Source organism: Niveibacterium sp. (assembly GCF_041909475.1).
Lineage (GTDB): Bacteria > Pseudomonadota > Gammaproteobacteria > Burkholderiales > Rhodocyclaceae > Niveibacterium.
Genome location: NZ_JAYRDJ010000002.1, coordinates 185,342 through 211,831, shown reverse-complemented (window position 1 = coordinate 211,831; position 26,490 = coordinate 185,342). Strand labels below are relative to the sequence as shown.

At 64.1% G+C, this 26,490-nt stretch carries 25 protein-coding genes; 9 read left to right on the top strand and 16 right to left on the bottom strand.

Annotated features, from left to right (window positions below):
* Positions 1-3: 3 nt before the first annotated feature.
* The 3 genes from ACE3P0_RS03240 to ACE3P0_RS03230 all read right to left on the bottom strand — a co-directional run bounded on the left by ACE3P0_RS03240 (position 4) and on the right by ACE3P0_RS03230 (position 1,357).
* On the bottom strand, positions 4-435 hold the full coding sequence (locus ACE3P0_RS03240) for a DUF192 domain-containing protein (RefSeq protein WP_374399740.1): 432 nt from the start codon (positions 433-435) through the stop codon (positions 4-6).
* 62 nt (positions 436-497) lie between these two features.
* Complete coding sequence (locus tag ACE3P0_RS03235; RefSeq protein WP_374399738.1) at positions 498-1,079, bottom strand: pseudouridine synthase; 582 nt, start codon at positions 1,077-1,079, stop codon at positions 498-500.
* A gap of 74 nt (positions 1,080-1,153) precedes the next feature.
* On the bottom strand, positions 1,154-1,357 hold the full coding sequence (locus tag ACE3P0_RS03230; protein ID WP_172197722.1) for a cold-shock protein: 204 nt from the start codon (positions 1,355-1,357) through the stop codon (positions 1,154-1,156).
* A 384-nt stretch (positions 1,358-1,741) separates the two neighbouring features.
* Here ACE3P0_RS03230 and clpS point away from each other — a divergent pair, with 384 nt between their 5' ends.
* The 4 genes from clpS (at position 1,742) to aceA (ending at position 6,534) form a co-directional block, all read left to right on the top strand.
* Positions 1,742-2,050: an ATP-dependent Clp protease adapter ClpS gene (gene clpS / locus ACE3P0_RS03225; protein ID WP_172200639.1), complete on the top strand. Its 309-nt coding sequence runs from the start codon at positions 1,742-1,744 to the stop codon at positions 2,048-2,050.
* A 1-nt stretch (position 2,051) separates the two neighbouring features.
* The gene (gene clpA / locus ACE3P0_RS03220; RefSeq protein ID WP_374399735.1) at positions 2,052-4,328 is read left to right on the top strand and encodes an ATP-dependent Clp protease ATP-binding subunit ClpA; all 2,277 of its coding nucleotides are present in this window, start codon (positions 2,052-2,054) and stop codon (positions 4,326-4,328) included.
* 108 nt (positions 4,329-4,436) lie between these two features.
* Positions 4,437-4,931 (top strand): ribonuclease E activity regulator RraA, encoded by a 495-nt coding sequence (gene rraA, locus ACE3P0_RS03215; RefSeq protein WP_374399733.1) that lies wholly within the window; start codon positions 4,437-4,439, stop codon positions 4,929-4,931.
* A gap of 298 nt (positions 4,932-5,229) precedes the next feature.
* On the top strand, positions 5,230-6,534 hold the full coding sequence (aceA, locus tag ACE3P0_RS03210; RefSeq protein ID WP_374399731.1) for an isocitrate lyase: 1,305 nt from the start codon (positions 5,230-5,232) through the stop codon (positions 6,532-6,534).
* A gap of 195 nt (positions 6,535-6,729) precedes the next feature.
* Here the strand turns inward: aceA and ACE3P0_RS03205 are convergent, their stop codons facing one another.
* From ACE3P0_RS03205 to ACE3P0_RS03190, 4 genes are all read right to left on the bottom strand, one after another.
* Positions 6,730-7,053, bottom strand: a complete 324-nt coding sequence (locus ACE3P0_RS03205; RefSeq protein ID WP_374399729.1) for a hypothetical protein — start codon at positions 7,051-7,053, stop codon at positions 6,730-6,732.
* Between the two features lie 97 nt (positions 7,054-7,150).
* On the bottom strand, positions 7,151-9,925 hold the full coding sequence (locus ACE3P0_RS03200) for a M16 family metallopeptidase (RefSeq protein WP_374399727.1): 2,775 nt from the start codon (positions 9,923-9,925) through the stop codon (positions 7,151-7,153).
* A 113-nt stretch (positions 9,926-10,038) separates the two neighbouring features.
* Positions 10,039-10,269 carry a sulfurtransferase TusA family protein gene (locus tag ACE3P0_RS03195; RefSeq protein ID WP_374399725.1) on the bottom strand — a complete coding sequence of 77 codons (231 nt, stop codon included), beginning with the start codon at positions 10,267-10,269 and terminating at the stop codon, positions 10,039-10,041.
* A gap of 70 nt (positions 10,270-10,339) precedes the next feature.
* A complete protein-coding gene (locus tag ACE3P0_RS03190; protein WP_374399723.1) occupies positions 10,340-11,773 on the bottom strand; it encodes a M48 family metalloprotease in 1,434 nt (477 codons plus the stop codon).
* Positions 11,774-11,876: 103 nt separating this feature from the next.
* Here ACE3P0_RS03190 and moaC point away from each other — a divergent pair, with 103 nt between their 5' ends.
* Genes moaC through ACE3P0_RS03175 form a run of 3 tightly spaced genes read left to right on the top strand, consistent with a single transcriptional unit; the run spans position 11,877 to position 14,374 of the window.
* Positions 11,877-12,368 (top strand): cyclic pyranopterin monophosphate synthase MoaC, encoded by a 492-nt coding sequence (gene moaC, locus ACE3P0_RS03185; RefSeq protein WP_374399721.1) that lies wholly within the window; start codon positions 11,877-11,879, stop codon positions 12,366-12,368.
* Between the two features lie 33 nt (positions 12,369-12,401).
* Entirely contained in the window at positions 12,402-13,907 is a 1,506-nt protein-coding gene (locus ACE3P0_RS03180; protein ID WP_374399719.1) for a CHAD domain-containing protein, read from the top strand.
* Positions 13,904-14,374 carry a histidine phosphatase family protein gene (locus tag ACE3P0_RS03175; protein ID WP_374399717.1) on the top strand — a complete coding sequence of 157 codons (471 nt, stop codon included), beginning with the start codon at positions 13,904-13,906 and terminating at the stop codon, positions 14,372-14,374. The genes ACE3P0_RS03180 and ACE3P0_RS03175 overlap by 4 nt, the downstream gene beginning before the upstream one ends.
* 131 nt (positions 14,375-14,505) lie before the next feature.
* Here the strand turns inward: ACE3P0_RS03175 and aroG are convergent, their stop codons facing one another.
* On the bottom strand, positions 14,506-15,585 hold the full coding sequence (gene aroG / locus ACE3P0_RS03170) for a 3-deoxy-7-phosphoheptulonate synthase AroG (protein WP_374399715.1): 1,080 nt from the start codon (positions 15,583-15,585) through the stop codon (positions 14,506-14,508).
* A 124-nt stretch (positions 15,586-15,709) separates the two neighbouring features.
* Between aroG and ACE3P0_RS03165 the strand changes: the two genes are divergently transcribed.
* Together ACE3P0_RS03165 and ACE3P0_RS03160 are read left to right on the top strand one after the other, a co-directional pair.
* On the top strand, positions 15,710-16,801 hold the full coding sequence (locus ACE3P0_RS03165) for a PA0069 family radical SAM protein (RefSeq protein ID WP_374399713.1): 1,092 nt from the start codon (positions 15,710-15,712) through the stop codon (positions 16,799-16,801).
* 149 nt (positions 16,802-16,950) lie between these two features.
* Positions 16,951-18,129: a lipase family alpha/beta hydrolase gene (locus ACE3P0_RS03160; protein ID WP_374399711.1), complete on the top strand. Its 1,179-nt coding sequence runs from the start codon at positions 16,951-16,953 to the stop codon at positions 18,127-18,129.
* A 21-nt stretch (positions 18,130-18,150) separates the two neighbouring features.
* On the opposite strand, the gene ACE3P0_RS03155 is transcribed toward ACE3P0_RS03160, so the two are convergent.
* The 8 genes from ACE3P0_RS03155 to ACE3P0_RS03120 form a co-directional block, all read right to left on the bottom strand.
* Complete coding sequence (locus ACE3P0_RS03155; RefSeq protein ID WP_374399709.1) at positions 18,151-19,176, bottom strand: SGNH/GDSL hydrolase family protein; 1,026 nt, start codon at positions 19,174-19,176, stop codon at positions 18,151-18,153.
* 231 nt (positions 19,177-19,407) lie between these two features.
* Positions 19,408-20,469 carry a sulfate/molybdate ABC transporter ATP-binding protein gene (locus ACE3P0_RS03150; RefSeq protein ID WP_374399706.1) on the bottom strand — a complete coding sequence of 354 codons (1,062 nt, stop codon included), beginning with the start codon at positions 20,467-20,469 and terminating at the stop codon, positions 19,408-19,410.
* A complete protein-coding gene (gene cysW, locus ACE3P0_RS03145; RefSeq protein WP_374399704.1) occupies positions 20,466-21,368 on the bottom strand; it encodes a sulfate ABC transporter permease subunit CysW in 903 nt (300 codons plus the stop codon). Before cysW ends, ACE3P0_RS03150 begins: the two co-directional genes overlap by 4 nt.
* Positions 21,365-22,249, bottom strand: a complete 885-nt coding sequence (cysT, locus tag ACE3P0_RS03140; RefSeq protein ID WP_374399703.1) for a sulfate ABC transporter permease subunit CysT — start codon at positions 22,247-22,249, stop codon at positions 21,365-21,367. The genes cysW and cysT overlap by 4 nt, the downstream gene beginning before the upstream one ends.
* A 44-nt stretch (positions 22,250-22,293) precedes the next feature.
* Complete coding sequence (locus ACE3P0_RS03135) at positions 22,294-23,283, bottom strand: sulfate ABC transporter substrate-binding protein (protein ID WP_374399701.1); 990 nt, start codon at positions 23,281-23,283, stop codon at positions 22,294-22,296.
* 148 nt (positions 23,284-23,431) lie between these two features.
* Positions 23,432-24,193: a hypothetical protein gene (locus ACE3P0_RS03130; protein WP_374399699.1), complete on the bottom strand. Its 762-nt coding sequence runs from the start codon at positions 24,191-24,193 to the stop codon at positions 23,432-23,434.
* A 36-nt stretch (positions 24,194-24,229) separates the two neighbouring features.
* On the bottom strand, positions 24,230-25,672 hold the full coding sequence (gene tldD, locus ACE3P0_RS03125; protein WP_374399912.1) for a metalloprotease TldD: 1,443 nt from the start codon (positions 25,670-25,672) through the stop codon (positions 24,230-24,232).
* Between the two features lie 19 nt (positions 25,673-25,691).
* Positions 25,692-26,465: a carbon-nitrogen hydrolase family protein gene (locus ACE3P0_RS03120; RefSeq protein WP_374399910.1), complete on the bottom strand. Its 774-nt coding sequence runs from the start codon at positions 26,463-26,465 to the stop codon at positions 25,692-25,694.
* Between the last annotated feature and the right edge of the window lie 25 nt (positions 26,466-26,490).

The window sequence follows — 26,490 nt, the reverse complement described above, 5'->3', positions numbered from 1 at the left end:
TGGTCAGCGCGGGCGCGGCAAACCGCTGATGCGCGCGCCGGGCTTGATGCCGCGCGTCTTGAACCAGCCGCGGTTCATCTCCAGTGCGTAGCGCGCCGGGTTTGCGGCGCAATGGCTGTCCTCGGTTTCGGGCGCCATGTCCTCGACGTTGGTGATGCGCCCGCCTTCGTCGATGAAGGCAACCGACAAAGGCAGCAGGGTGTCCTTCATCCACATGCAGTGGCTGCCGACCCCATCGAAGATGAACAGCATGCCGCGCGCGTCCGGCATCGTCTTGCGGTGCATCAGGCCGACCATGCGCGACTCGTCCGTCGCAGCCACTTCCGCGTCGATACGGTGCATGCCGATGTTGAGCTCGGCATGAGGCAGCACGTCAGCCAGCGCAGTGGCGGGCAGCGCCGCATAGCACGCGGCAATCAGCAGCTTCTTCAGCACACGAAACCTTTCATTCGATTGAGCTGGGTAAGATCGGGCGCGATGTTATCAGCGCCAACCGATTAACGTTGCCGCTTGGACGCGCGCGGCGGCGCAGCGGCGTCGACGGACGCATCGCGCCATTCACCGGGCTGCAGTGCACCCAGTTGCCACGGCCCGATTGCCACGCGAATCAAGCGCAGCGTGGGGAAGCCAACCTTGGCCGTCATACGGCGCACCTGCCGGTTCTTGCCTTCACGCAGACGTACTTCAATCCACGCCGTCGGCACCGATTTACGGAAACGCACCGGTGGATCGCGGGGCCAAAGCCAGTCCGGTTCGTCGATCCGTCGCGCCTCACACGGCATCGTGACGAAATCCCCCAGATCGAGGCGCCCGCGCAAGGCCGCCAGCGCAGCGTCGTCAGGCTCGCGTTCAACCTGAACGAGATACGTCTTCGCCTGCTTGTGCCGCGGGTCGGCCAGCTGATGCTGCAGCACACCGTCGTCGGTCAGCAGCAACAGCCCCTCGCTGTCGGCATCGAGGCGGCCGGCTGCGTAGACGCCCGCTGGCAGCCCGCACTCTGCCAGCGTCCGCTGCTGTGCTTCGCCGGTGAACTGGCTCATGACGCCGAAGGGTTTGTTGAGGAGGATGACGCGGGACATTGCGGTTCCGAAAAGAACGAAGCCCGCCGGGGCGGGCGGGCTTCGCTGTCACGCCGGAATGCGGCGGACGCGGGTCAGGCGCGCTGGATGTTCGATGCCTGCTTGCCTTTTGGGCCTTGCACGGAATCAAACGAAACTTTCTCGCCTTCCTTGAGCGACTTGAAGCCGTTCATGTTGATGGCGGAGAAATGCGCGAACAGGTCTTCGCTGCCGTCGTCCGGCGTGATGAATCCGAAACCCTTGGCGTCATTGAACCACTTGACGGTGCCAGTTGCCATATTGCTTCCTCTAGTCCTTCGGTGTGTTGCTGTCGATGCTCCCGTTTCCGGGCGGTCCGACACGCGATATGCGAGGCCGCTCTACGGCGGGTCGTCGCCGCGATCCATTGCCAGCCGGGATTCGCGGCGCGCCTAGGCCTCGACAGCGCGTGTTCTCGCGGCTTTTACGCCTTGCAGGAAGTCGCCGTCAAGTATTTTTTGAATGCGATCGCAGCAATGACAAATAGTTAGCCAGGAAAATCAAGTTCTCACTCGTAACAGATCATTAATTTATCGCTTGGTGGGCGGCCCCGCCAGCGCTGCAACGAAAGTGTGGAAAAACAGCCGAAAGCCCCGACATTACGCGTTGTTGAAGTATCAGTCGGAGTGTTTAGAATGAGCCGCATGGCAACAAAAAAGCAGTCCGAGTTCGTTCTTGACGTTGAGCACACGAAAACCCGGCCGCCCCGGCTCTTCAAGGTGCTCCTTCTCAATGATGATTTCACCCCGATGGATTTCGTGGTGATTGTCCTGCAGAAGTTTTTTTCGCTGGATCGCGAACAAGCAACACGAGTCATGCTCCAAGTGCACAGGGAGGGTCGTGGCGTGTGCGGGGTGTTTCCCAAGGACATCGCCGCGACCAAGGTTGAACAGGTGAGTGCGTTCGCGCGGCAGCACCAGCATCCGCTGGCCTGCGTGATGGAGGAGAACTGAGATGATCGCCCAGGAACTAGAAGTCAGCCTGCACATGGCGTTTGTGGAAGCACGCCAGAAGCGTCACGAGTTCATCACAGTCGAGCATCTTTTGCTGGCGCTGCTGGACAACCCGTCGGCGGCCGAAGTGCTGCGCGCCTGCGCTGCAAACACCGATGAGCTGCGGCGCGAGCTGACGCAGTTCATCGTTGAGCACACGCCGACCGTAGGGGGCGAGGAAGACATCGACACGCAGCCGACGCTGGGCTTCCAGCGCGTGATCCAGCGCGCGATCCTGCATGTGCAGTCTTCGGGCAAGAAGGAAGTGACCGGCGCCAACGTGCTGGTGGCGATCTTCGGCGAGAAGGAATCGCACGCGGTGTACTTCCTGAACCGCCAAGGCATTACGCGGCTGGATGTGGTGAATTTCATCTCGCACGGCATCACGAAGACGCCGCAGCCCTCGCAAAAACCGCAGTCGGACAAATCCGAGTCCGAACAGGGTGAAGGCGAGCAGGAAACCGCCACCACCAACGGTGCGCTGGAAAACTTCACGCAGAACCTGAACCAGGCCGCGCTGGTGGGCAAGATTGACCCGCTGATCGGTCGCGACAAGGAAATTGAGCGCGTGATCCAGACGCTGTGCCGTCGACGCAAGAACAATCCCCTGTTGGTGGGCGAAGCGGGCGTCGGCAAGACGGCGATTGCCGAGGGCCTCGCACGCCGCATCATCGAAGGCCGCGTGCCCGAGATCCTGGAGAACGCACAGGTGTTCGCGCTGGACATGGGCTCACTGCTGGCCGGCACCAAATACCGCGGTGACTTCGAGCAAAGGCTGAAAGCGGTGCTGAAAGCGCTGGTCGAGACCGACAACGCGATCCTGTTTATCGACGAGATCCATACGCTGATCGGTGCCGGTGCGGCGTCGGGCGGCACACTGGACGCCTCCAACCTGCTCAAGCCGGCGCTTTCCAGCGGCCAGCTCAAATGCATCGGCGCAACCACCTACAACGAGTTCCGCCAGATCTTCGAGAAAGATCACGCGCTGTCACGCCGCTTCCAGAAGGTGGATGTGCATGAGCCTTCGGTGCCGGAAACGATCGAGATCCTCAAGGGCCTCAAGTCGCGCTTCGAACAGCACCACGGCGTGAAGTATTCGCACGCCGCCCTGACCTGTGCGGCCGAGTTGTCAGCGCGCTACATCAACGATCGCCATCTGCCGGACAAGGCGATTGACGTGATCGATGAGGCCGGTGCGGCACAGCGTATCCTGCCGAAGTCGCGCCAGAAGAAAACCATCGGCAAGGGCGAAATCGAGGAGATCGTCGCCAAGATCGCCCGCATCCCGCCGCGCAGCGTGTCGTCAGACGACCAGACCGCGCTGCGCAACCTGGATCGCGATCTCAAGAACGTGGTCTTCGGCCAGAGTGCAGCAATCGACGCGCTCGCCAAGGCGATCAAGATGTCGCGCTCAGGCTTGGGCAATCCGCAGAAGCCGATTGGCGGCTTCCTGTTCAGCGGCCCGACCGGCGTCGGCAAGACTGAGGTTGCGCGCCAGCTGGCCTACACGCTGGGGATCGAACTGGTTCGCTTCGACATGTCGGAGTACATGGAGCGCCATGCCGTCAGCCGCCTGATCGGCGCGCCGCCGGGATACGTCGGTTTTGATCAGGGCGGTCTGCTGACCGAGGCAATCACCAAGAAGCCGCATTGCGTGCTGCTGCTCGACGAAATCGAGAAAGCGCACCCGGACATCTACAACATCCTGCTGCAGGTGCTCGACCACGGCACGCTGACGGACAACAACGGGCGCCAGGCAGATTTCCGCAACGTGATCATCATCATGACCACCAACGCGGGCCAGGAAACGATCCAGAAGGCCACGATGGGCTTCACGCAGACGCGCGAGCTTGGCGACGAAATGGTCGAGATCAAGCGGCTATTCACGCCGGAGTTCCGCAATCGTCTGGACGCAATCATTTCCTTCAAACCGCTCGATCGCGACATCATCCTGCAGGTGGTCGACAAGTTCCTCATGCAGCTCGAGGGGCAGCTTGCCGAGAAGAAAGTCGAAGCGAGCTTCACCGATGCGCTGCGGGAGTGGCTGGCGAACAAGGGCTTCGACCCCTTGATGGGCGCTCGACCGATGGCCCGACTGATTCAGGACACGATCCGCGCGGCGCTGGCCGACGAGTTGCTGTTTGGCCGTCTGGTCGACGGCGGACACGTCACGATCGACGTCAGCGATGGCAAGGTCGCCCTTGCATTCGAAGAGGAAAAGGAATCCGCGCACGTGTAGCGCCCAAGGTCCTCGCTTTTCGAGGCCGCCAGCAGGCGGCCTTTTTCTTTTCGGCACACCCGGGGTTATGCTGATCGCAATTTCATCGAGCAAGCTGGGGAGGTTCAGATGAGTTTTCAGACCACGGATCTGTGCGATGCAAATGAAGAGGCGATCAGCGCTGGGCGGTTGCGCGTGCTGGCGCCGATGCTGCGCCACTACGGCGGCCGCAAGCGCTTCGCAGGCCCCGCAACGACCCTCAAGCTGTTCGAAGACAATAGCTTCGTGCGCAAGATGCTGGAGCAACCCGGTTACGGCCGCGTACTGGTGGTTGAAGGCGCAGGCTCGCTCCGCTGCGCCCTGCTCGGCGATCAGCTCGCCGAAATGGCGGTACGCAACACCTGGGCCGGTGTGATCGTGCACGGCTGCATCCGCGATTCGCTGGCCATCGGTGCGCTCGATCTCGGCGTGATGGCGCTGGCGACACATCCTCAAAAGAGCGTCAAACGCAACGTGGGCGAGATCGATGTCGCTGTGAGCTTCGGTGGCGTGCGCATTCTTCCTGGCGAATGGATCTACGCCGACGAGGACGGGGTGTTGATCAGCGACTCAGCGCTCGACTGAACCCACCCAGCTTTCATCCGCAAGGGCGCGTACGGCGCCCTTCTTCTTTTGTGTCGCGCCCGCGCGCGCGCGCCCAACAAATCAAACGTCCGTTTCATTTTACGCCAGACGATTCCGCAATGCGGCACAAGAATCGTAAGTCACTGTTTTTATGGCGTAACATATTTTCTTATATCTTATATAAGACATATTGCTACTGACCATTAAGCTGCCTATACTGCTCATCAACGGGAACAGCAAACCCTCGTTCGAGGCGGGCGCTGAAATTGGACGACGTAAGTTCTGTAGGGGGAACACCATGAACCGCGACATGCAAGTTGAGATGCTCAAGAAGGAATGGGCCGAGAATCCGCGCTGGAAAGGCATCAAGCGCGGTTACACCGCAGAGGACGTCGTGCGCCTGCGCGGTTCGGTCCAGGTGGAGCACACGCTCGCCCGCCGCGGCGCTGAAAAGCTGTGGACCCTGATCAATAACGAGCCTTTCGTGAATGCGCTGGGCGCCCTAACCGGCAACCAGGCGATGCAGCAGGTCAAGGCTGGCCTGAAGGCGATCTACCTGTCCGGCTGGCAAGTCGCAGGCGACGCCAACCTCGCCGGCGAGATGTATCCCGACCAGTCGCTCTACCCGGCCAACTCGGTGCCGATGGTGGTCAAGCGCATCAACAACACCTTCACGCGTGCCGACCAGATCCAGTGGTCCGAAGGCAAGAACGTTGGTGACGAGGGCTACACCGATTTCTTCGCGCCGATCGTAGCCGACGCGGAAGCTGGTTTCGGCGGCGTGCTGAACGCCTTCGAACTGATGAAGTCGATGATCGAAGCCGGTGCTGCCGGTGTGCACTTCGAAGACCAGCTCGCGTCTGTGAAGAAGTGCGGCCACATGGGTGGCAAGGTGTTGGTGCCGACGCGTGAAGCCGTCGCCAAGCTGGTTGCGGCCCGCCTCGCAGCCGACGTGATGGGTGTGCCGACCGTCTTGGTCGCGCGTACCGATGCAGAGGCCGCCGACCTGATCACCAGCGATGTCGACGAGACCGACAAGCCCTTCTGCACCGGCGAGCGCACCATCGAAGGTTTCTACCGTACCAAGCCGGGTCTGGAGCAGGCGATCTCGCGTGGCCTGGCTTACGCACCGTACGCCGACCTGATCTGGTGCGAAACCGGCAAGCCGGATCTGGCCTACGCCAAGGCCTTCGCCGAAGCGATCCACGCCAAGTTCCCGGGCAAGATGCTGGCCTACAACTGCTCGCCGTCGTTCAACTGGAAGAAGAACCTCGACGACGCAACGATCGCGAAGTTCCAGAAGGAACTCGGCGCGATGGGCTACAAGTTCCAGTTCATCACGCTGGCCGGTTTCCACAGCCTGAACTACTCGATGTTCAACCTGGCCTACGGCTATGCCCGCGAACAGATGAAGGCCTTCGTCGAACTGCAGGAAAACGAGTTCGCCGCTGCCGAGCGCGGCTTCACCGCGGTCAAGCACCAACGCGAAGTCGGCACTGGCTACTTCGACGCGGTGACCACCACGATCGAGCGCGACGCTTCAACCGCAGCGCTGAAGGGCTCGACCGAGGATGAACAGTTCTTTGATAAGAAGGACCACTGAACCCCTGGGAGCCACCCGGTCACAGAAGCCAACTGTGTAGAAGGTCCAAGAAGCCACTTCCCGGGTCCCTGACCCGGGGGCTAGCGCCGCATCGCGTGGGGGGACGCAGCGGCGCTCTTTTTTTTGCAGAAGCGGAACACAAACGCGATGACCTTTCGATCACCGCCCACGAATACGACGCGACGCGGCAGTGCTTTACTTGCCGGTCTGCCCGGTATCCCAGCAGGAATACTGGTTGCCCGTCCAACGCTTGAAGCGGTAGATGCGGCGATCCGGGCCTTCGTCCTGGTACACCAGCTCATCGACGTAGGGCGTTGGCGCCTTCAGCGTCCATCGATCGCCCTTACGCGTCAGCGAATGCTTGCCGCCATCCAGCTTTACGACGCTCGGCAAGGCGGCGCACGGGTCGGCCTTTTTCTCATCCTTGTCGCCCGCTGCCAACGCAGCGCCGGACATCATCAAACACGCCGCAGCGGTAGCCGCGATCAAGGTCGAAACGCTTGCATGGGTCATGCGCATCAGGGTCTCCTTGTCATTCACGTCGTTACACGAACAACAGCCATAGCCTTCACTATAGTCGCCGCGCGCAGGGTCTCTGGCGCGGCGACAGGTACCACTACTTCGCTGCAGCCTTGAAATCGCCCGCAAACACCTGCACCAGTTTCGCCGGATCGAAGTACTTGCGGATCGCCGCGTTCACCTGATCCAGCGTCACCGCGTTGAGGCGATCTTCACGTTGGCGCTCAAAACTCATCGTGCGCCCGAGATCGAGCTGGCCTGCAAGCAAACCGGCCAAGCCACCATCCTGCGTGCGGCCGAGCGAAATCTGCTGCAACAGCCCTGCCCTTGCCTCACTCAGCTCTTCCTCGCTAACGCCGTCACGCACAAAGCGCTGCAACTCTTCATCCAAGGCGCTGCGCAGGCGTTGCAGTCCCTGCGGTGCATAGATTGCATACAGCACGAGGCCAGTATTCTCCTCGCGCGCATTAGCACGCAAGGCGGAACCTGCACCGTAACTGAGGCCCTCCTTCTGACGCAGGCGATCCGCCAGACGGCTCTTCAGGCCCGCACCACCACCAAGAATCTGGTTCGCCAGCACCACGGCCGGATAGTCCGCAGAGTCATCGCGCAAGGGCATCGTCAGACCGCCGATGAAGAAGGCATTCGCCTTGTCCGGCGTCTCAAGCGAGATCTCGGTCGGCTTCTTCTGGCGGAACGGCTGCGGCACTCGCGCGTAGGCTTCGTTGGACTTCCAGGCCCCCAAGAAGCGGGTCAACTGGGCCTTGGTCGCCGCCTCATCGAAGTCACCAACCAGCGCTGCCTGCGCGTTACCTGCGCCGTAGAAGCGCCGATGAAATGCGGCGAGCGCCTTCGGCGTCACTGCCTTAATGTCGGCAATCTCTTCGTCCACCGTACCCACATAGCGCACGTCACCCTTCGGCCAGGGGTTGTCGTAACGGCCGATCGCGCGCATCGCGACCGACTGCGGCTCCCTGCGGCCACTTTCCAACCCGGCGATCGACTCGGTGCGCAACTGCTCAAGCTCGGCCGCCGGGAAGTCCGGCTTGCGCAACACCCGCTCAAGCAGGTCGAGGAAGGCAGCAAGCTTGTCGCGGCGCGTCTCGAAACTGATCAAGACCGCATTGCCGTCCTGCGTCGAGATCGACAGCTGCGCCTTCATCGCGTCGAGTGCATCGGCAATCTGCTGACGCGTCAGCCCCCCGGCACCGCGGGTCAACATCGCCGCGGTAAGGCCCGCAACGGTGTCCTGCCCCACCAAGCTCTTTTCGTTGCCCATTCGGAGCACGATCTGCCCATGTACCGTGTTGCCACGGGTACGCTTGGGCAACAGGGCAATCTTTGCGCCGTTCGGCAGGCTACTGCGATGTAAGCGGGCCTCGATATTCTCGGGTGAAGGATCGAACGCCTCGCCAGCGGCCTGCGCCGCCTTGCCCTGGTAGCCCTCCAGCACGCCCGGCAATACAGTCGCTTCTGGCACTTCGACGCGTACAGGCTTGTCCGTCGGGATGAACTCGCCAAAGGTGCGATTTGAGGCCTTGAAGTACAGGTTGGCGACCCGTTGCACGTCTGCCAGCGTCGCCTGCTCAATGCGATCACGACCGAGGAAGAACAAGCGCCAATCGCCGAGCGCGATCGCCTCGGACAAACCAACGCCGAAATGCGCCGGATCATTGAGCGTCTTCTCAAAACCGTTAAGCAGCGCCACACGAGCGCGATCAACCTCGGCTTGCGTGATCGGCTTGCGCGCGAGGTTCTCAACCACATCGATCAGGATCTTGCGCGCCTCGCTGCGGGACTGCTGCTTCGTCAGCTGCACGAAGAAGGTCATGTAACCTGGCTCGGCCAACTCGAAGTTCCAGGCACTGACGCTTGCAGCCTTGCCACGTTCGACCAGCGCCTTATGCAAGCGCCCGCTCGGCGCATCGCCGAGCACATACGACAACAGCGACAGCGCCGCCGTATCGGGGTGCGAGCCAGCCGGCACATGGTAAAGCGTGCCCACAAGCTGAATATCCCCCACCCGCGCCAAGGCGACTTCGCGCTCGCCATCCTGCACCGGCTCACGCGTCCAGGTTGGTGTCAGCACACGCTCTGGTCGTGGAATCGGGGCGAAGTAGGCGGCAATCTTCTGCAGCGTGGCGGTCGCGTCGAACTTGCCCGTTACCGTCAGCACCGCGTTGTCGGGCTGGTAGTAGCGACGGTAGAACGCCTGCAGATTCTCGATGCGTACGCCTTCGACGTCAGCGCGAGCTCCGATCGTGGATTTGCCATAGTTGTGCCACTGATAGGCGGCGGCGGCCATCTTCTCCCACAGCACTTGGCCCGGATTGTTCTCGCCGGACTCCATCTCATTGCGCACGACCGTCATCTCGGAATCGAGATCCGCTTTCGCAATGAAGGAATTGACCATGCGGTCGGCCTCCATGCGCAGCGCCCAGTCGAGGTTGTCGTCGGACGCGGTGAAGGTCTCGTAGTAGTTGGTGCGATCGAACCACGTCGTGCCGTTCATCTGCATGCCGCGGCGCTTGAACTCGGAGTCGATCGTATTGCCCGGGAAGTTCTTCGAGCCCTTGAACATCAAATGCTCAAGCAGATGCGCCATGCCGGTCTCACCGTAGTGCTCATGGCGGGAGCCAACCAGATAGGTGATGTTCACCGTGGTGCTGGGCTTGGTTTCGTCTGGCGCGAGTAACACCCGCAGGCCGTTTGACAGGCGATACTCGGTGATGCCTTCGACGCTTGTGATGCGCTGTAAGCCCTGCGGCAGAGAGACCGCCGCGGGCGCCGATTCGGCCCAAGCGATTGCAGGTGTGATGACAAGCCAAAGCCCCAGCACGAGGGCGCGCGAAAAGCCGCTTCTGACGTGCATGCATACTCCCGGGTTGTTCGGCACCAAGTGCCGTGAATGAATGACGGCCGCATCGCGGCCGCCCGTTTGTCTATGACCCGCCGAGCCCAAACGGGTTCTGTGCGGGAATCAAATCACTTGCAACGGATGACGAACTCGAACTCCTTCGCCGCGGTCTCCGCATGCGATACGAGTTCGTGTCCGGTCTGGCGGCAGAAGGCCTGGAAATCCCGCACCGAGCCCGGGTCGGTTGCAACCACCCTCAATGTTTCCCCGGTGTTCATTTCGGCAAGTGCCTTCTTCGCCCGCAGGATCGGAAGGGGGCAATTAAGTCCACGCACATCCAGATCGCGATTCACGTCCATCCAAGACTCCCGATACAGGTAAAGGCTGAAGTTTCATTCTAGCGCGCGGCGCGCCCGGCCCCGCGGGCGCTCAGCGTTGCTGCTTCTCCAGTTCGCGGCGCCGATCCTGCAACTCTGCGAGCCGCGCTTCGGCAGCCGCCTTCTCGTAGTAATCGCCATCGCGTGCACGCAAGCCGAGCGTGAGCTGCTCGATCGCTGAATACAGCGAACCGCGCAGGAAGTAGACCTCCGCTTGGGCACGGTGCTGCGACAAGCGTTTGCCCTGCGCTGCGCTCGCTTTGGCAAGTCGGCTATACAGGCGCTCGTCGGCATTATCGAAACGAAGCTGATCGTTCGCCAGCGCAGCAGCGTCGCGCGGCTTGCCCGCCGCCATCAAGGCATCGATCTCGCCATAGACCAACGCGCTGCTCTGCGGAAAGCGTTGCCGCGCCGCGCGAAGGATGCGCACCGCTTCCATGTTGGCACCGGCGGCGCGATGCACATCGGCATCGAGCAGATCGACCATCGCGCTACTCAGATCCAGCTTGCGCAGGGCAGCTACATCCTTCTCCGCATCGGCAACCTGATTCAGGCGCAGATGCGCCCTGCCCCGAGCGTACCAATGCACCGCGGCGGCATTCACGCGTTGCGGCGGCTCGCCGGAAAAGCGCGCCAGTATGTCTTGCGGGATCTGCTCAAGGCTTTCGATCTTCGCCTTCACCAGCGAGAAGTCGATCGAATCCACCACCTGTCGGTAAGGCAGTTGTTGCACCCGGTTTGCGACATCGCCGATCCGTTCGCTGGTCAGCGGGTGCGAACGCAAGTAGGCGAAGGAACCGCTATCGAAGAGCCGCGTCGCGCGATCCAAGCGCTCGAAAAAGCTCACCATGCCGCGGGTATCGAAGCCCGCTGCATCAAGCACCTGCAGGCCGATACGGTCGGCCTCGCGCTCGTAGTCGCGTGAGTAGGCAAGTTGGGCACTCGCCATTGCCGCCTGCCCTGCCGAGAGCGCCGCACCCGCCGCATCGCCGCTCGATCGCGACGCGAGGATCGCCAGCACCAGCGAGGCGATCATCATGTAGCCCATGTTCTGCTGCTGCGCAACCATGCGCGCCATGTGGCGCTGCTGCACGTGCGAGATTTCGTGCGCCATCACCGAAGCGAGCTCGGACTCCGACTGCGCAGCGACAAAGAGGCCGGTGTGGAAATAGAGCACGCCGCCGAGCGTCGCGGCGGCGTTGATCGACTTGTCGTGCAGCACGAAGTAGCGGTACTGCTGGCTGGGCGTGGCGCTCACCGCAACCAGCCGCGAGCCAACGCGTTCGAGGTAATCCTCCAGCTCCGGATCGTCCACATAGCGCGCATCACCAAAGCGGATTTCACGCACGATCGCAGCGCCGATCTGGCGTTCCATCTGCGGCGAGATATCGGCCTGCGCCGAGTCACCCAGATCGGGCAAGCCGTCGGCCAACACGCGCACGGAGAACAGGAAGGCGAGCAGGCCCGCCAGCAGTCGCTTTTTCATGAGGGTATGATACCGGGCGGCCTTCGCAGCCCTTGTGCCGGGGTACAGAAGGTAACAAATCTTCCTCTTCCGGTCGCCCGACACCGTCACACGCCCGCCCACCATGCCCGATACGCCAGACTCCCCGCTCACCCACTTCAATGCGCGCGGCGAGGCGCACATGGTCGATATCGGCGCAAAGGGTGAAACCACCCGTGTGGCGCGCGTGCGCGGCCGGATCACGATGCAAGCCGAAACACTTGCCTTGATCCTGCGTGGCGACGCAAAAAAAGGCGACGTGCTCGGCATCGCCCGCATTGCAGGCATCCAGGCGTCCAAGCGCACGGCCGAGCTGATCCCGCTTTGCCACCCGATTCCGCTGACGCGGGTTGCGGTGGATCTGAAGCCGGACACGGCGGCTTCGGCGGTTGAAGTTGAAGTCACCGCCGAAACGGTCGGTCGTACCGGCGTCGAGATGGAAGCCCTGACCGCCGCCTCGGTCGCCCTGCTGACGATCTACGACATGTGCAAGGCGGTCGACCGCGGCATGCAGATCGAGGCGATCCGGCTCGTCGAAAAGCTCGGCGGTAAATCCGGCCACTGGCAGGCTGACTGACGCCTGGCCCCGCACGCGGAATCACCCAAGACAATGAGTAAGGAAGTCGAACTCAAACTCGCGCTGCCACCAGAGGCCCTGCCGGCCCTGCGCGCACACCCGCTGATCGCCGCCGCACCGATGGAAGGTGCCGACGGCGTGCTGCTGAACACCTACTTCGATACGCCGGGCCTCGAACTGCGCTCACGCAAGATCGCGGTCCGGATTCGCAAGGACGGTGCGCGCTGGCTGCAAACGGTGAAATGCGCCGCGGCGTCGCTCGGCGGCCTCGCCAGTCGCCCCGAATGGGAGCAACCCTACCGCGACGATCGCTTCGACTTCAGCGCGGTCGACGCGCCGGAGGTGCAGCAGCAGCTCGAAAGCGTACGCAGCCGGCTCGCACCGGTGTTCACGACGACCTTCGAACGCCAGACGCGGCGGCTGATGCCCGCGCCGGGCATCGTGATCCTCGCCATGATCGACGAAGGCACGATCGAAGCCGGCGGCCGCAGCAGCCCGATTTGTGAGCTTGAGCTTGAACTCGTCAGTGGCGACGGCAAGGATCTGTATGCGCTCGCCTGTCAGCTTGCCGCCGATCTACCCTTGCGCCCAGAAGACGCCAGCAAGGCCCAGCGTGGCTATGAGCTCTATCAGAATCTGAAACCCGCTCCACGGCGTGCGCGACCGGTGGCGCTCACCACCAAGACCGAAGCGCGTGAAGCTTTCCGCCTGCTCGCCTACGAACTGCTCGCGGTGTGGCAGGCAAACGAAGCACTCGCGCTGCGCCTCGACGATCCGGAGTATGTGCACCAGTCGCGCGTCGCACTGCGCCGCCTGCGTACGCTGCTGGGGCTCTTCCGCCGCGCGCTGCCGAAGCCGTTCACGCAGGTATGGCGTGCCCGCTTCGCGGCGCTCGCCAACGGCCTGGGTGCCGCTCGCGATGCCGACGTCGTGCTGGATACCCTGCTCGCGCCAATCACCACGCAAGGCCCGGTGGGCGCAGACATGCAACGCCTGGTGGCTGCACTCGAAGCGCGTCGCGACGCCGAGCGCGTATCGCTACGCCATGTCGAGGCATCGGCTGATCGGGGTCGCGCCCAACTGGAATTCGCCGCAGCGCTCCATGTGCTGAAACCCGACGCCGAGTTGCTGGTTGCGCATGTTGCGCGCGACGCCATGAAGCGGGTGCGACGCGATGCGCGTGACAGCCTCGCCGAAGCCGCGGCCGGCGACGTGGCACAGCTGCACCGCTTACGCATCGTGCTCAAACGCCTGCGTTACGGGCTCGATTTCTTTGCCTCGCTGTGGCCGCAGAAAGCGAGTGAATACAGCCACGCACTCGCCGAACTGCAGGAAAGCCTCGGCGCGATCAACGACGCCGCGATGGGCAACCGCCTGCTGGGCGAGGTCGCCGGCGACGACCCCGGACTTGCTGCGGCGCGTGCTTTCACCGCAGGCTGGCATGCGCCGCGCATCGCCCAATTGCGTGCGCGAGCACTCACCGATGCCGACTCCCTGCTCGGCAGCCCGGCCCCATGGAAGAAAGGCAGTGCCAAATGAGTGAATCAGGCACGCTGGATCTGCTGCTATGGCGCCACGCCGAAGCCGAAGACGGCTCCCCGGACGCGCAGCGCAAGCTGACCGAACGCGGGCAGCGCCAGGCCGAACGCATGGCCGCCTGGCTAAAGACCCACGCTCCGGATGAATTGAAGATCGTCGTCAGCCCGGCCACCCGCACGCGCCAGACGGTCGCACCGTTGGGCCGCGATCACGTCATCAGCGCAGAGGTTGGCACCGATGCCGGCCCGGATGATGTGCTACGCGCCGCCGGCTGGCCCGATGCGCACGGTGCGGTACTGATCGTGGGGCACCAGCCGACACTCGGGCAGGTGGCGGCGGAGCTGCTCGGCCAGCCGGGCGGCGAACTCTCGTTCAAGAAAGGCGCGCTGTGGTGGTTCCGCGTGCGCCAGCGCTACGGCGTGGCCGAGACCGTGTTGCGGGCGGTGATCCCGGCGGAGCTGACCTGATCAGGGTCTTTGGCAGTTGATCGCCACGCGCGAGCGCACTGACGTGGCGACGATCGCAAACCGACACCACATTCGCCACAAATGAAAAAGGGCGCACCAAAGTGCGCCCTTTTTTATCGCAGACTCGCCGCTTACTCGGTTGAGCGCGCAACACGGCGCTGGCGCACGGCAGCGGCCAGCGTTTCCAGTACGCCAAGGCTGTCTTCCCAGCCAATGCAGGCGTCGGTGATGCTCTTGCCGTATTCCAGCGGCTTGCCCGGCACCAGATCCTGGCGACCGTCCTTGATATGCGATTCAACCATCACGCCGATGATGCGGTCTTCGCCTGCAGCCATCTGGTCGGCAACGTCCTGCGCCACGACGATCTGACGCTCGTACTTCTTGCTGCTGTTGGCGTGCGAGAAGTCCACCATCACCTTCGCCGCAACGCTGGAGGCGGCCAGTTCCTTGCAGGCGGCGTCAACGCTGGCTGCGTCATAGTTGGTGGTCTTGCCGCCGCGCAGGATGACGTGGCAATCCTCGTTACCGCCGGTCGACACGATCGCCGAGTGGCCCGCCTTGGTCACCGACAGGAAGTGGTGCGGCGCAGCGGCCGCCTTGATCGCATCCACCGCGATCTTGACGTTGCCATCGGTGCCGTTCTTAAAGCCCACCGGGCACGACAGGCCGGAGGCCAGCTCGCGGTGTACCTGCGACTCGGTGGTGCGAGCGCCGATCGCGCCCCACGAGATCAGATCTGCGATGTACTGCGGCGTGATCATGTCGAGGAACTCGGTCGCGCAGGGCAGGCCCATCTCGTTGATCTCCCACAGCAGCTCGCGGGCGATACGGATGCCGTCGTTGATGCGGAAGCTGCCGTCGAGCATCGGGTCGTTGATCAAGCCCTTCCAGCCCACCGTGGTACGCGGCTTCTCGAAGTACACCCGCATCACGACGAGCAGGTCTTCGTTCAGGCGATCGGCCTCGGCCTTGAGGCGGCGGGCGTAGTCCTTGGCGGCTTCGGTGTCGTGGATCGAGCACGGGCCGATCACCACCAGCAGGCGATCGTCCTGGCCATGCAGGATGCGATGGATGCCGCTGCGTGCGTCATACGCTGTCTGGGCCGCCTGCGGCGTGGCCGGAAACTCGCGCAGGACATGGGAGGGCGGCACCAGTTCCTTGATTTCTCGGATGCGGACGTCGTCGATGTGCAGGCGGGTTGAGGCGTTCATAATTTCCGTTTCCAGGTCAGACGGCCGGGAGATGGGGTGCGACAGCGTGCGCAATTTTTTTAACCACATCCCGAATTGAGCGCACGATTATAGCTCAATATTTTCTCGAACGCCGCAGCGCAACATGACGGACGACACGCCCTACCCACCGCGAAGCAGCCCGATACACGGGCGCGGTGCGGCGTCGCGCCCTGATGGCCGCTTCGAGCAGTGGCAACGTGCGCGCTTCGACGACGGCTGGACGGCCGAAGAAGAAGCCAACCTGCCGAAGACCGAGCTGATCGTTGATACGACCAAGAGTGTGATCGTCGAGGCGCGCTCACCCGACATCCCGTTCGAACTCTCGATCAACCCCTACCGCGGCTGCGAGCATGGCTGCAGCTACTGCTTCGCGCGCCCAACCCACAGCTACCTTGGCTACTCGGCCGGCCTCGACTTTGAAACCAAGATCCTCTGGAAGCCGGACGCCCCGGAGATCCTTCGCAGTGAGCTCGCCCGCCCGCACTACCGCTGCCGGCCGATTGCACTGGGCATCAACACCGACGCCTGGCAGCCGATCGAACGCAAGCTCGGGCTCACACGGCGCCTGCTCGAAGTGTTGTGTGAAACGCGGCACCCGGTGAGCATCGTCACCAAGGGCGCGCTGATCGAGCGCGACGTCGATCTGCTGGCCGACATGGCGCGCGACTCCCTCGTGCAGGTGATGTTCTCGATCACCACGCTGGAGCGCGAACTCGCGCGCAGCATGGAGCCGCGCGCGGCCACCCCTGCCCGCCGCCTTGAAGCAATGCGCACCCTGCATGAGGCCGGCGTGCCGGTCGGCGTGCTGTTCGCGCCACTCATCCCGGCCCTCAACGACCATGAGATGGAGGTGGTGCTGCAAGCCAGCCAGCAAGCCGGCGCGACCAGTGCCGGCTATGTTCTGCTGCGTCTGCCCCACGAATTGGCAGCGTTGTTTCCGGAATGGTTGCAGCAACATGTACCGGGTCGCGCCGAGCATGTGCTCAGCGTGCTGCGGCAGATGCACGGCGGCCAAGTGTACGACAGCCGTTTCGGACAACGCATGAAAGGCAGTGGCGTTTTCGCCGAGTTCTATCGTAAGCGCTTCGCGCTTGCCGTGGAGCGCCTCGGCTTGAACCTCGACCGCGAATCACTAAACTGTGCAGCGTTTCGTCCCCCGCGCAGCGCGAGCCCGCAAGCCGATCTGTTCGACTAGCGGCTACGGCTCGGCAGCGCCGACCGCTGGTTCAATGCCGGCACAACATCGCAAAGCCGCCGCGCCGCGTCTTCCGAAGGCCCGAACTGATGCTCCGACCTCTTGCACTCGCCTTTCTCTGTTTGAGCTGCACCGCCTGCATGCCACGCATGTTCAACGAACTTCAGCGCAACGTGCGGGATCTCGAGAGCCTTGCAGGCCTCTACGGCGAGGTCAGTGGCGGCGCCGAAGAAAGCGCGCCGATCATTGTCGCCGCGCTCGCAGGGCCGGGCGCCGTTGAGTCGGTGCTCAACTACACCGAGGCGGGCACGAATGGTCGATTCCTGCTTCGGGTGCAAGCCGGCCAACGCTATCGGTTGGTGGCGTTTGCCGACCGCAACGGCAACCGGCGCCTGGATGCCGGTGAGCCCTTCGGCCAACTCGATCGCATCGTCACGGCGCAGGGCGGGCGCAGCACCGGGCGCCTTGATTTCGCGCTCGACAACGCCGCGTCGCTATCGGCCGCGGATCGCACCGCGCTCGCGGGCCTCGCCGAGGTCAAACGGATCGAGTTGCCGATCGCACTCGGTGACGAGGTGGCGCTGGACGATCCAGTGTTCTCGCCGGACGGGGGCCGCAAAGGCCTATGGACACCAACCGACTTCCTGAGTGAAATCGGCGGCGGTATCTATTTCCTGCAGCCCTTCGACCCAAAGAAGACGCCCGTTCTCTTCGTGCACGGTGCGGGCGGAAATCCGCGCGAGTTCGAATCACTGATCGCCGGGCTGGATCGCGAACGCTTCCAGCCCTGGGTGTTCTACTACCCTTCCGGGCTGCGGCTTGGAACCGTCGTGCAGTTGCTCGATGGCGTAATGACCAACCTTCGGCGCGAGCACCCGTTCCAGGAGGTCATGGTGACCGCCCACAGCATGGGCGGCCTTGTCGCCATGAGCTATCTGAAGTTGCTTGCCGCGCGCGGCGACGCTCGTCAGGTACCGCTGCTCGTCACACTCTCCACGCCGTGGCGCGGGCACGACGCCGCCGAGCTTGGCGTGAAGTACGCGCCAGTGGCGATTCCGTCGTGGATCGACATGCAGGTGGACAGCGACTTCCAGCGCGCGCTGTTCGCTACGCCGATGCCCACGAACACCCGTTTCGGCCTCTTCTTCGGCTATCACGGCGATTCAAGCGACGGCACGATCAGTCTGGTGAGCCAGCTGCGCCCCGAGGCGCAACTTCAAGCGCTGCGCGTGCTCGGCTTCGACGAGACCCACACTTCAATTCTGCATGCGAGCGCCGTCACGCAGGCGTGGCGCAGCCTTGTTGAAACGGCGGCACCCCAGCGTTGACGTCGCCGGGGCGCCGCATGCTCACTTGCGCACGCGGTGCGGGCGGCGCGAGAAGCCCAGCATTGCAACACCCAGCACACTCAACGCAAGGGCCGACGGCTCGGGCACGACGGCGTCGTAAAGCCCATCGGCGATCAGCTCATGCCCGCGCGTGGTCGGGTGCTGCGCGTCCCAGAACAGGTAGCTGTTCCACTCTGACGGGGTCGCCGCGCATGCGGTGAACAGGCAGGCCTGTGAAACATCGCCGAGGCCCTCGCCGGCTGCGTTGCTGACGATCTTGTCAAGGAAGCCGTAGGTGTCGAAGCGGATGACACGCCCCGGCGCGGCAAGGTCGATCGAGTCCAGCACGCCATTCAGCGCGGTATTGAAGATGCCTGCCAGTGCGGAAGATTGCACAGCCACATCGGCACCCGCCGCGCGCGCCGACGGCGTTAGCCCCAGGTTGGGCATGCCGGCAACCAGCACATGCTGCGCACCGCCAAGAATCAGTTGCTGCGTAATGGTGCCAAGGTTGGTGACCGCCTCGGCAATCGCCGCGCCCAGCGTGGCGGGCGTCGCAAGCGGGTTGCTCGCGGCGGCGGACAGATCGTTGGCGCCCCCCCAGACCACGTACAACGCGTGCGGGTCGATCGGTGATGTGGACGTGTAGCGATCGACCTGGCTGCGCATGCCGGGCAGGTCAGCCGCATCGATGATGCCCTTCAGAACCGGATCGCTGGCGAGCGCTGGGTCATGCTTGGCAAGGTTATCGTAACCAGTCAGCGCGCCACCGGTCGCGTAGTCATGGACTTGCGACGAGGCAAGGCCGAGACGGCCGGCGAGATATTCCACCGCCACCTGGCCATTGCTGAACCGGCCGCCGGGGTAGACCGTGGCCGGGGGCAGGATCCCGCCTGTGGCCGCAGCGAAGTTGCCGTTATCCGACAGGGAATCGCCGAACACCACCATCTGGCTGAACAACGCCGAGGCGTGTGCCGGAAGCGGCACCGCCGCGATAAGGGATGCTGCCGCCAGCAACGCACGCAGCAGGCCAAGTCTGCAAGTCATGACTGTTCTCCATCAACAAGGGGCCACGGCTCACACCCGTTCAGCTGGTGGCTTCCGGGCTGCCGCTATGGAGAATGTAGACCTGCTACGACAGCCTTAAAGGCGACAGCGTCGTGTTTTCGCGACGTGCCGTGACATGCTTATCGGATAATGCCAAACGCATTACCGCGAGCACCAACGCAGGGCGCCGCGCACCGGGGCGGGGCTGCCGAGCGCGCGAACCTGCACCCGTCAGATCACCCAGTCCGGCACCCAGCGGCGCGGTTCGCTGCCGGCGGCGTCGAACACCGTGACGCTCTTCGGCAACAGCCACACCGCATCGCCGTTCGCCAGACCAAGTTGCTGGTGGCGCTCGCGCGAGAGTTCGACCTCGATCACTTCGGACTGATGCGTGAGTTCGACGCGCACGGCGGGGCCGATAGCCTGCACATGCGCGACTTCGGCAGCGATCGCACCATTTACCGATTCGCGCAGGATCTCGATGTCGTGCGGCCGCACGAAGGCGGTTGCCTGCGAACTCGACTCACGCGCGACCTCGGCCCAGGGGCCGTGGAGGCGGCTGTGGAACACGTTCACGTTGCCGAGAAACTGGTACACGAAGGGCGTCGCCGGGTTGGAGTAGACCTCGTCCGGCGAGCCAACCTGCTCGATCCGACCCTGGTTCATCACGACGACGCGGTCGGCGACTTCGAGCGCTTCTTCCTGGTCGTGCGTGACAAACACGCTGGAGATGTGCATCTCGTCGTGCAGGCGACGCAGCCAGCGGCGCAGTTCCTTGCGCACCTGGGTGTCGAGCGCGCCGAACGGCTCGTCGAGCAGCAGCACGCGCGGCTCCACCGCCAGCGCACGGGCCAGCGCAATACGCTGGCGCTGGCCGCCCGAGAGCTGGCTCGGGTAGCGCTCGGCGAGCCAGTCGAGCTGCACCAGTTTCAGCAGCTCCATCACCTTCTCGCGGATCTTCGCTTCCGATGGCCGCTCGCCGCGCGGCTTCACGCGCAGCCCGAAAGCCACGTTCTCGAACACCGTCATGTGGCGGAACAGCGCGTAGTGCTGGAACACGAAACCGACCTGCCGCTCGCGCGTGTGCAGATGCGTCGCCTCCTCGCCCGAGAAGGTGATCTGCCCCGCGTCGGCGACCTCCATGCCGGCGATGATGCGCAGCAGCGTGGTCTTGCCGCAGCCCGATGGGCCGAGCAGCGCGACCAGTTCGCCCGTCGGAATTTCGAGCGAGACGTTGTCGAGCGCGACGAAACTGCCAAAGCGCTTGCCGATGTTGCGAATGCCGATGCTCATGTTTGGTTTCCGTTAATGCGCGGCGTGGCACCGCCCGCGTTACGCTCGGGCGGCAGCGCCGCTGACAGCACCTCGGTCTCGCGCCGCATGCGCCACTCGACGAAGGTTTTTGCCACGAGGGTGACGAGTGCCAGCAGGGCAAGGATGCTCGCAGCGGCAAACGCACCAATCGCGTTGTATTCGTTGTAGAGAATCTCCACATGCAGCGGCAGCGTGTTCGTCTCGCCGCGGATATGGCCGGAAACCACGCTGACGGCGCCGAACTCACCCATCGCCCGCGCGTTCGCGAGAATCACGCCGTACAGCAGGCCCCACTTGATGTTGGGCAGCGTGACACGCCAGAACATCTGGAAGCCGGAGGCGCCTAGCGACACAGCGGCCTCCTCTTCCTCCCTGCCCTGCGCCTGCATCAGCGGAATCAGTTCGCGCGCAATGTAAGGCACGGTGATGAAGAGAGTCGCGATCACCATGCCAGGCACCGCAAAGATGATCTTGATGTCGCGCGCTGCGAGCCAGGGGCCGAACCAGCCTTGCGCCCCGAATATCAGGATGAACAACAGGCCGGCGACGACCGGGCTCACCGCGAACGGCAGATCGATCAGCGTCGTCAGCAGGCTCTTGCCGCGGAAGTCGAACTTCGCGATCGCCCACGCCGTGGCCACGCCAAAGGCAATGTTCAGCGGCAGCACCGCCATGGCGATCAGTATCGTCAGTTGCGCCGCCTTGAGGGTATCCGGCTCCTTCAGGGCTTCGAGATAGGCGCCCCAGCCCTTCGCAAGCGCCTCGCTGAACACCGCAGCCAACGGCAGCACGAGGAACAGGAAGAGGAACAGGAAAGCGATGCCGCACAGCAGCCAGCGCACGCCGCGGGACTCGGTGTTTGCGATCCGGCCGCTCATGCGCTCACCCCCTCGACGCGCGCCCCCGGCGCCAAGGCCTCGACCGGGCTACGCCCGCTATGCCGGTTTGCGGCCCACCACTGCAACAGGTTAATCGACAGCAGCAGCACGAAGGAAATCACCAGCATCACCACCGCCAGCACCGTTGCACCGACCAGGTCGTACTGCTCCAGCTTGGAAATGATCAGCAGCGGCGTGATCTCCGACACCATCGGCATGTTGCCGGCAATGAAGATCACCGAGCCGTACTCGCCGACCGCGCGCGAGAAGGCCAGCGCAAAGCCGGTCAGCCACGCGGGGAAGAGCTGCGGCAACACCACGCGCCACAGCGTCTGCGCGCGGCTCGCACCGAGCGTGGCGGCAGCTTCTTCGACCTCCGGTTCGATGTCCTCGATCACCGGCTGCAGCGTGCGCACGACGAAGGGCAAGGTCACGAAGGTCAGCGCCACCATGATGCCCAGCGGCGTAAAGGCCACCTTGATACCGAGCGGTTCGATCAGTTGCCCGAGCCAGCCGTTGCCCGCATACAGCGTGGTCAGCGTGATGCCCGCCACCGCCGTCGGCAGCGCAAAAGGCAGGTCGACCAGCGCATCGACAAAGCGCTTGCCCGGGAAGGGGTAACGCACCAGCACCCAGGCGACGATCAGGCCGAACACCGCGTTGATCAGCGCCGCCACCAGCGAGGCGCCGAAGGTCACGCGGTAGGCCGCCAGCGCGCGTTCGTTGGTCGCTACGGACCAGAACTCAGCGGGGCTCAGCGCCGTGCTCTTCGCGATCAGGGCACCGAGCGGAATCAGCACCAGCAGCGAGAGATAGGTGATCGCGTAGCCGAGCGAAAGGCGGAAGCCCGGCAACACGTTGTGTGAGAGTTTGCTGCTCATGAAGCACCTTGGCGCCGCAGATCGCTCTGCGGCGCCAGATCTGGTTATTTGTTCACGTACAGCTGGTCGAAGCTGCCGCCGTCTTTGAAGTGCGTCGTGGCCGCCTTGGTCCAGCCGCCAAAGACTTCATCCACCGTGAAGGTCTTGGTCGCCGGGAACTGGGCGGCGTACTTCTTCAGCACCACCGGGTCACGCGGGCGCAGGTAGTTCTGCGCGGCGTTCTCCTGCCCCGCGGGCGACCACAGGTATTCGAGGTAGGCCTGCGCCTGCTTGCGGGTGTTGCGCTTGTCGACCGTCTTCTCCACCAGTGCGACCGGGAATTCAGCGAGGATGGATTCGCTCGGATAGACCACTTCGAATTCGCCCCGGCCGAATTCCTTGGCGATCAGCTCTGCTTCGGATTCGAAGGTCAGCAGCACGTCGCCCAGGCGGCGCTGCATGAAGGTGGTCGTCGCATCGCGCCCACCCGACGCAAACAAGGGTGCATTGCGCAGCAGCGCGGCCACGAAGCCCTTGGCGCTTGCCTCGGTCGCGGCCGGCTGCCGTTGCGCCCAGCCCCAGGCGGCGAGGTAGCTGTAGCGGCCGTTCCCGGTGTTCTTCGGGTGCGGCAAAATCACGCTGATGCCGCTCTTGGCCAGATCAGGCCAGTTGCGGATCTGCTTCGGATTGCCCTTGCGCACGATGAACACCATCGTCGAGGTGTAGGGCGAGGCGTTGTTCGGGAATTTCTTCGCCCAGTCCGCGGCAACGAGACCCTTGTCGGCAAGGAACTGGATGTCGGTCGCCTGGTTCATCGTCACGACATCGGCCTCCAGCCCGTCGGCCACCGCGCGCACCTGCTTGGTGGAGCCGGCGTGTGACTGTTTGAGTTCCAGCGCCTCGCCCGCCTTCGCCTTCCATGCGGCGGCGAACAGCGGGTTGTAGTCCTTGTAGAAGTCGCGCGCGACGTCGTACGAGACATTCAGCAGCGAGGTCTGTGCTTGAGCGCCGAACGCGGCGAGCGCGAGCGCCGCGGTGAAAAGCGTGCGTTTCATTGTCGGATTCGATCAGCGATGCGAGGCCGCCATTCTCGGCGAACGCTTTAGACCGACAAACCACTTAAAACATATTTCAAAAGAGAGAATTTGAATAAGGCGGGCTGCGCGCGCTCACATCACCGCGCCGCGTCAGCAGCCCGCGTACTCAACCGAGGTGTTCGCAGAAGCTATCCAGCAGTTCGCGCTCACGCTCGGCAAGGTTGACGGCCTGGGTGGTCGCCTTCAGATCGTCCTTGGCAGCCAGCGCCTGATCGAGGAAGGCCCACTGCTGGCGCGCCAACTGCAGGTCGCCCTTCGCAACGTCGGGCAAGCCCACGTCGGCGTTCAGTGCGTCGAGTCGTGCCGAGAAGGTCTTGCGCATCTGATCCAGCTGCAGCGAAGCGTCCGGCGTCGCCTGGCTCCACTGGCGCATCAGTGCAATGCGGGCCATGCGCTGCGTCAGCATGCGTGCCTCGCTCCCATCCGCGAGGCGACGCGCTTCGTCGCCCGCCTGCGCCTTGGCGAGTTGGGCGACGAGCTTCATGCCCTGCTCGCCCAGGTCCTGCGCCAGCGACGCAACACGGCGCACGCCCTCAGGCGCCGGCTTAGCGCCCCAAGCCATGCGATAGACGCGCCAGCGCTGCTCAATCAGCAGCATCAGCTCACCATGCACGCTGCGCGAAAGCGCGGCGAACAGCTGATCGAAGGCGCGGGTCGATTCCTGCAAGTGCAGGCCGGCGCGTTGCACGTCGATGCCCACGCCCATCTGCATCCAGTATTTGCCGATGCGCTCGGCGTGCATCGCGAGCTGCCCGGCCTGGTTGATCAGCACGCGCGGCGAGACTTGCGGTGCGGCCTTTTTGGCCGCCAGCACCGGGCCGGCGACCACGGCCGAGACGCCCAACAACAGGAAGTTGCGTCGAAGCATGAATGTCCCCTGACTCGCTCTGGTCGCGCCGTAGGCTCAGGCGGTGCCGCCGACGGTCAGCCCGTCGAGCCGTATCGTCGGTTGGCCGACGCCCACCGGCACGCTCTGCCCTTCCTTGCCGCAGGTGCCGACACCTGGGTCCAGCGCCAGGTCGTTGCCGATCATCGACACCCGCGTCAGCGCGTCGGGGCCGTTGCCGATCAGCGTCGCGCCCTTGACCGGGTACGCCAGTTTGCCATTCTCGATCATCCACGCCTCGGCGGCGGAGAAGACGAATTTGCCAGAGGTGATATCGACCTGGCCGCCGCCGAAATTCACGGCGTAGAGTCCGCGCTCCACCGACGCGATGATCTCCTGCGGATCATGCTGGCCGGCCAGCATGATGGTGTTGGTCATGCGCGGCAGCGGCAGGTGCGAGAAGGATTCGCGGCGGCCGTTGCCGGTTGGCGCCACGCCCATCAGGCGCGCGTTGGTCATGTCCTGCATGTAGCCGGTGAGGATGCCGTCTTCGATGAGCACGGTGCGCTGGGTCGGGTTGCCTTCATCGTCGACCGTCAGCGATCCGCGTCGGCCCGGCAGGGTGCCGTCATCCACCACGGTCACGCCTTTCGCGGCAACGCGTTCGCCGATGCGGCCGGCAAAGGCCGAACTGCCCTTGCGGTTGAAGTCACCTTCGAGGCCGTGGCCGATCGCCTCGTGCAGCAGGATGCCGGGCCAGCCGTTGCCCAACACCACCGTCATCATGCCGGCTGGCGCGGGCCGTGCCGCGAGGTTGGTGCTGGCCTGGTGCACTGCCTTCTGCGCGAAGTCACGCAGCACTTCGTCGGTGAACGCGGCGTAGTCGTGACGGCCGCCGCCGCCAGCGGAGCCCTGCTCACGGCGCCCGCCCTCTTCCATGATCACCACCACCGACAGGCGCGACAGCGGCCGCACGTCGGCCGCCATGTGGCCGTCGGCGCGCGCCACCATCACCACTTCCCAGGTCGCCGCAAGCGAGGCCATCACCTGGCTCACGCGGGGGTCGAGCCCGCGCGCGATCTGCTCGATGCGTTCGAGCAGGCGCACCTTCTCGGCGTCCGGCAGCGAGCCGATCGGGTCGTGCGCCGGATACAGCGCCGGCCGCGGTTTGGCCGCGCGCACCGGCACCACGGCGCTCGCCCCCGCCGCAGCGATCGCACGCGTGGTCTTCGCGGCGGCTTCGAGCGCGGCAACACTGATGTCGTCGGAGTAGGCGAAGGCTGTCTTCTCGCCGCTCACCGCACGCACGCCAACGCCCTGCTCGATGTTAAAGGTGCCGGATTTGACGATGCCTTCCTCCAGGCTCCAGCCTTCGGCGCGCTGGTACTGGAAGTACAGGTCGGCGTAGTCGAGGCGGTGCGCCATCAGCGTGCCGAAGCAGCGTTCGATCGAGGCGAGGTTCAGGCGCCCGGGGGCCAGCAGCAGGCGCTCGGCGGTGTCCAGTGCGCGCTCGGTTGTCATCGTCGTCATGTCGTTCCAGTCAAAGTCGGCGGTGCTGCAGGGCCGGCAGGCTCTCGCGCAGCGTGCGCTGGTGTTCGGTATCGATATCGCCCAGCACCACACCGGCGCCGCGCGGAAGATGGGCCAGCACGGTGCCCCAGGGGTCAATCAGCATGCTATCGCCCCAGGTGCGGCGGCCACCGGGGTGCTCGCCGCCTTGCGCGCTCGCCAGCATGTAGCAGAGGTTTTCCACCGCGCGTGCGCGCAGCAGCACTTCCCAGTGCGCGCGGCCGGTGGTCTCGGTAAACGCGGCGGGCAACACGATCAAAGCCAGATCGCCCATCGCGCGGAAAAGCTCCGGGAAGCGCAGGTCGTAGCACACGGCAAGCCCGACGCGGCCGAACGGCGCATCGAAGGTGACCACTTCGGCGCCAGGTTCGATCGTGCGCGATTCATCATAGGCTTCGGCGCCCTTGCGAAAGCCGAACAGGTGCAACTTGTCGTAACGCGCAACGCGGTGCCCGGTGTCGTCATACACCAGGATCGCGTTACGCACCTTGTCGTCGGCCTCGGCCGTCAGCGGAATCGTGCCGCCGACAAGCCACACGCGGTGGCGCGCCGCGGTGTCGGCCAGGAAGCGCTGCAGCGGGCCGTCGCCATCGGGTTCGCGCAACGCGAGCTTGGCGGTCTCGTCGGGCGAGATCAGCGCGAAGTACTCCGGCAGCACGACCAACTGGGCACCGCCGGCCGCGGCCTCGGCGATCAGGCGTTCGGCCTCCTGCAGATTGGCCGCGACATCAGGGCCGGACACCATCTGCACGGCGGCAACACGGTATGCC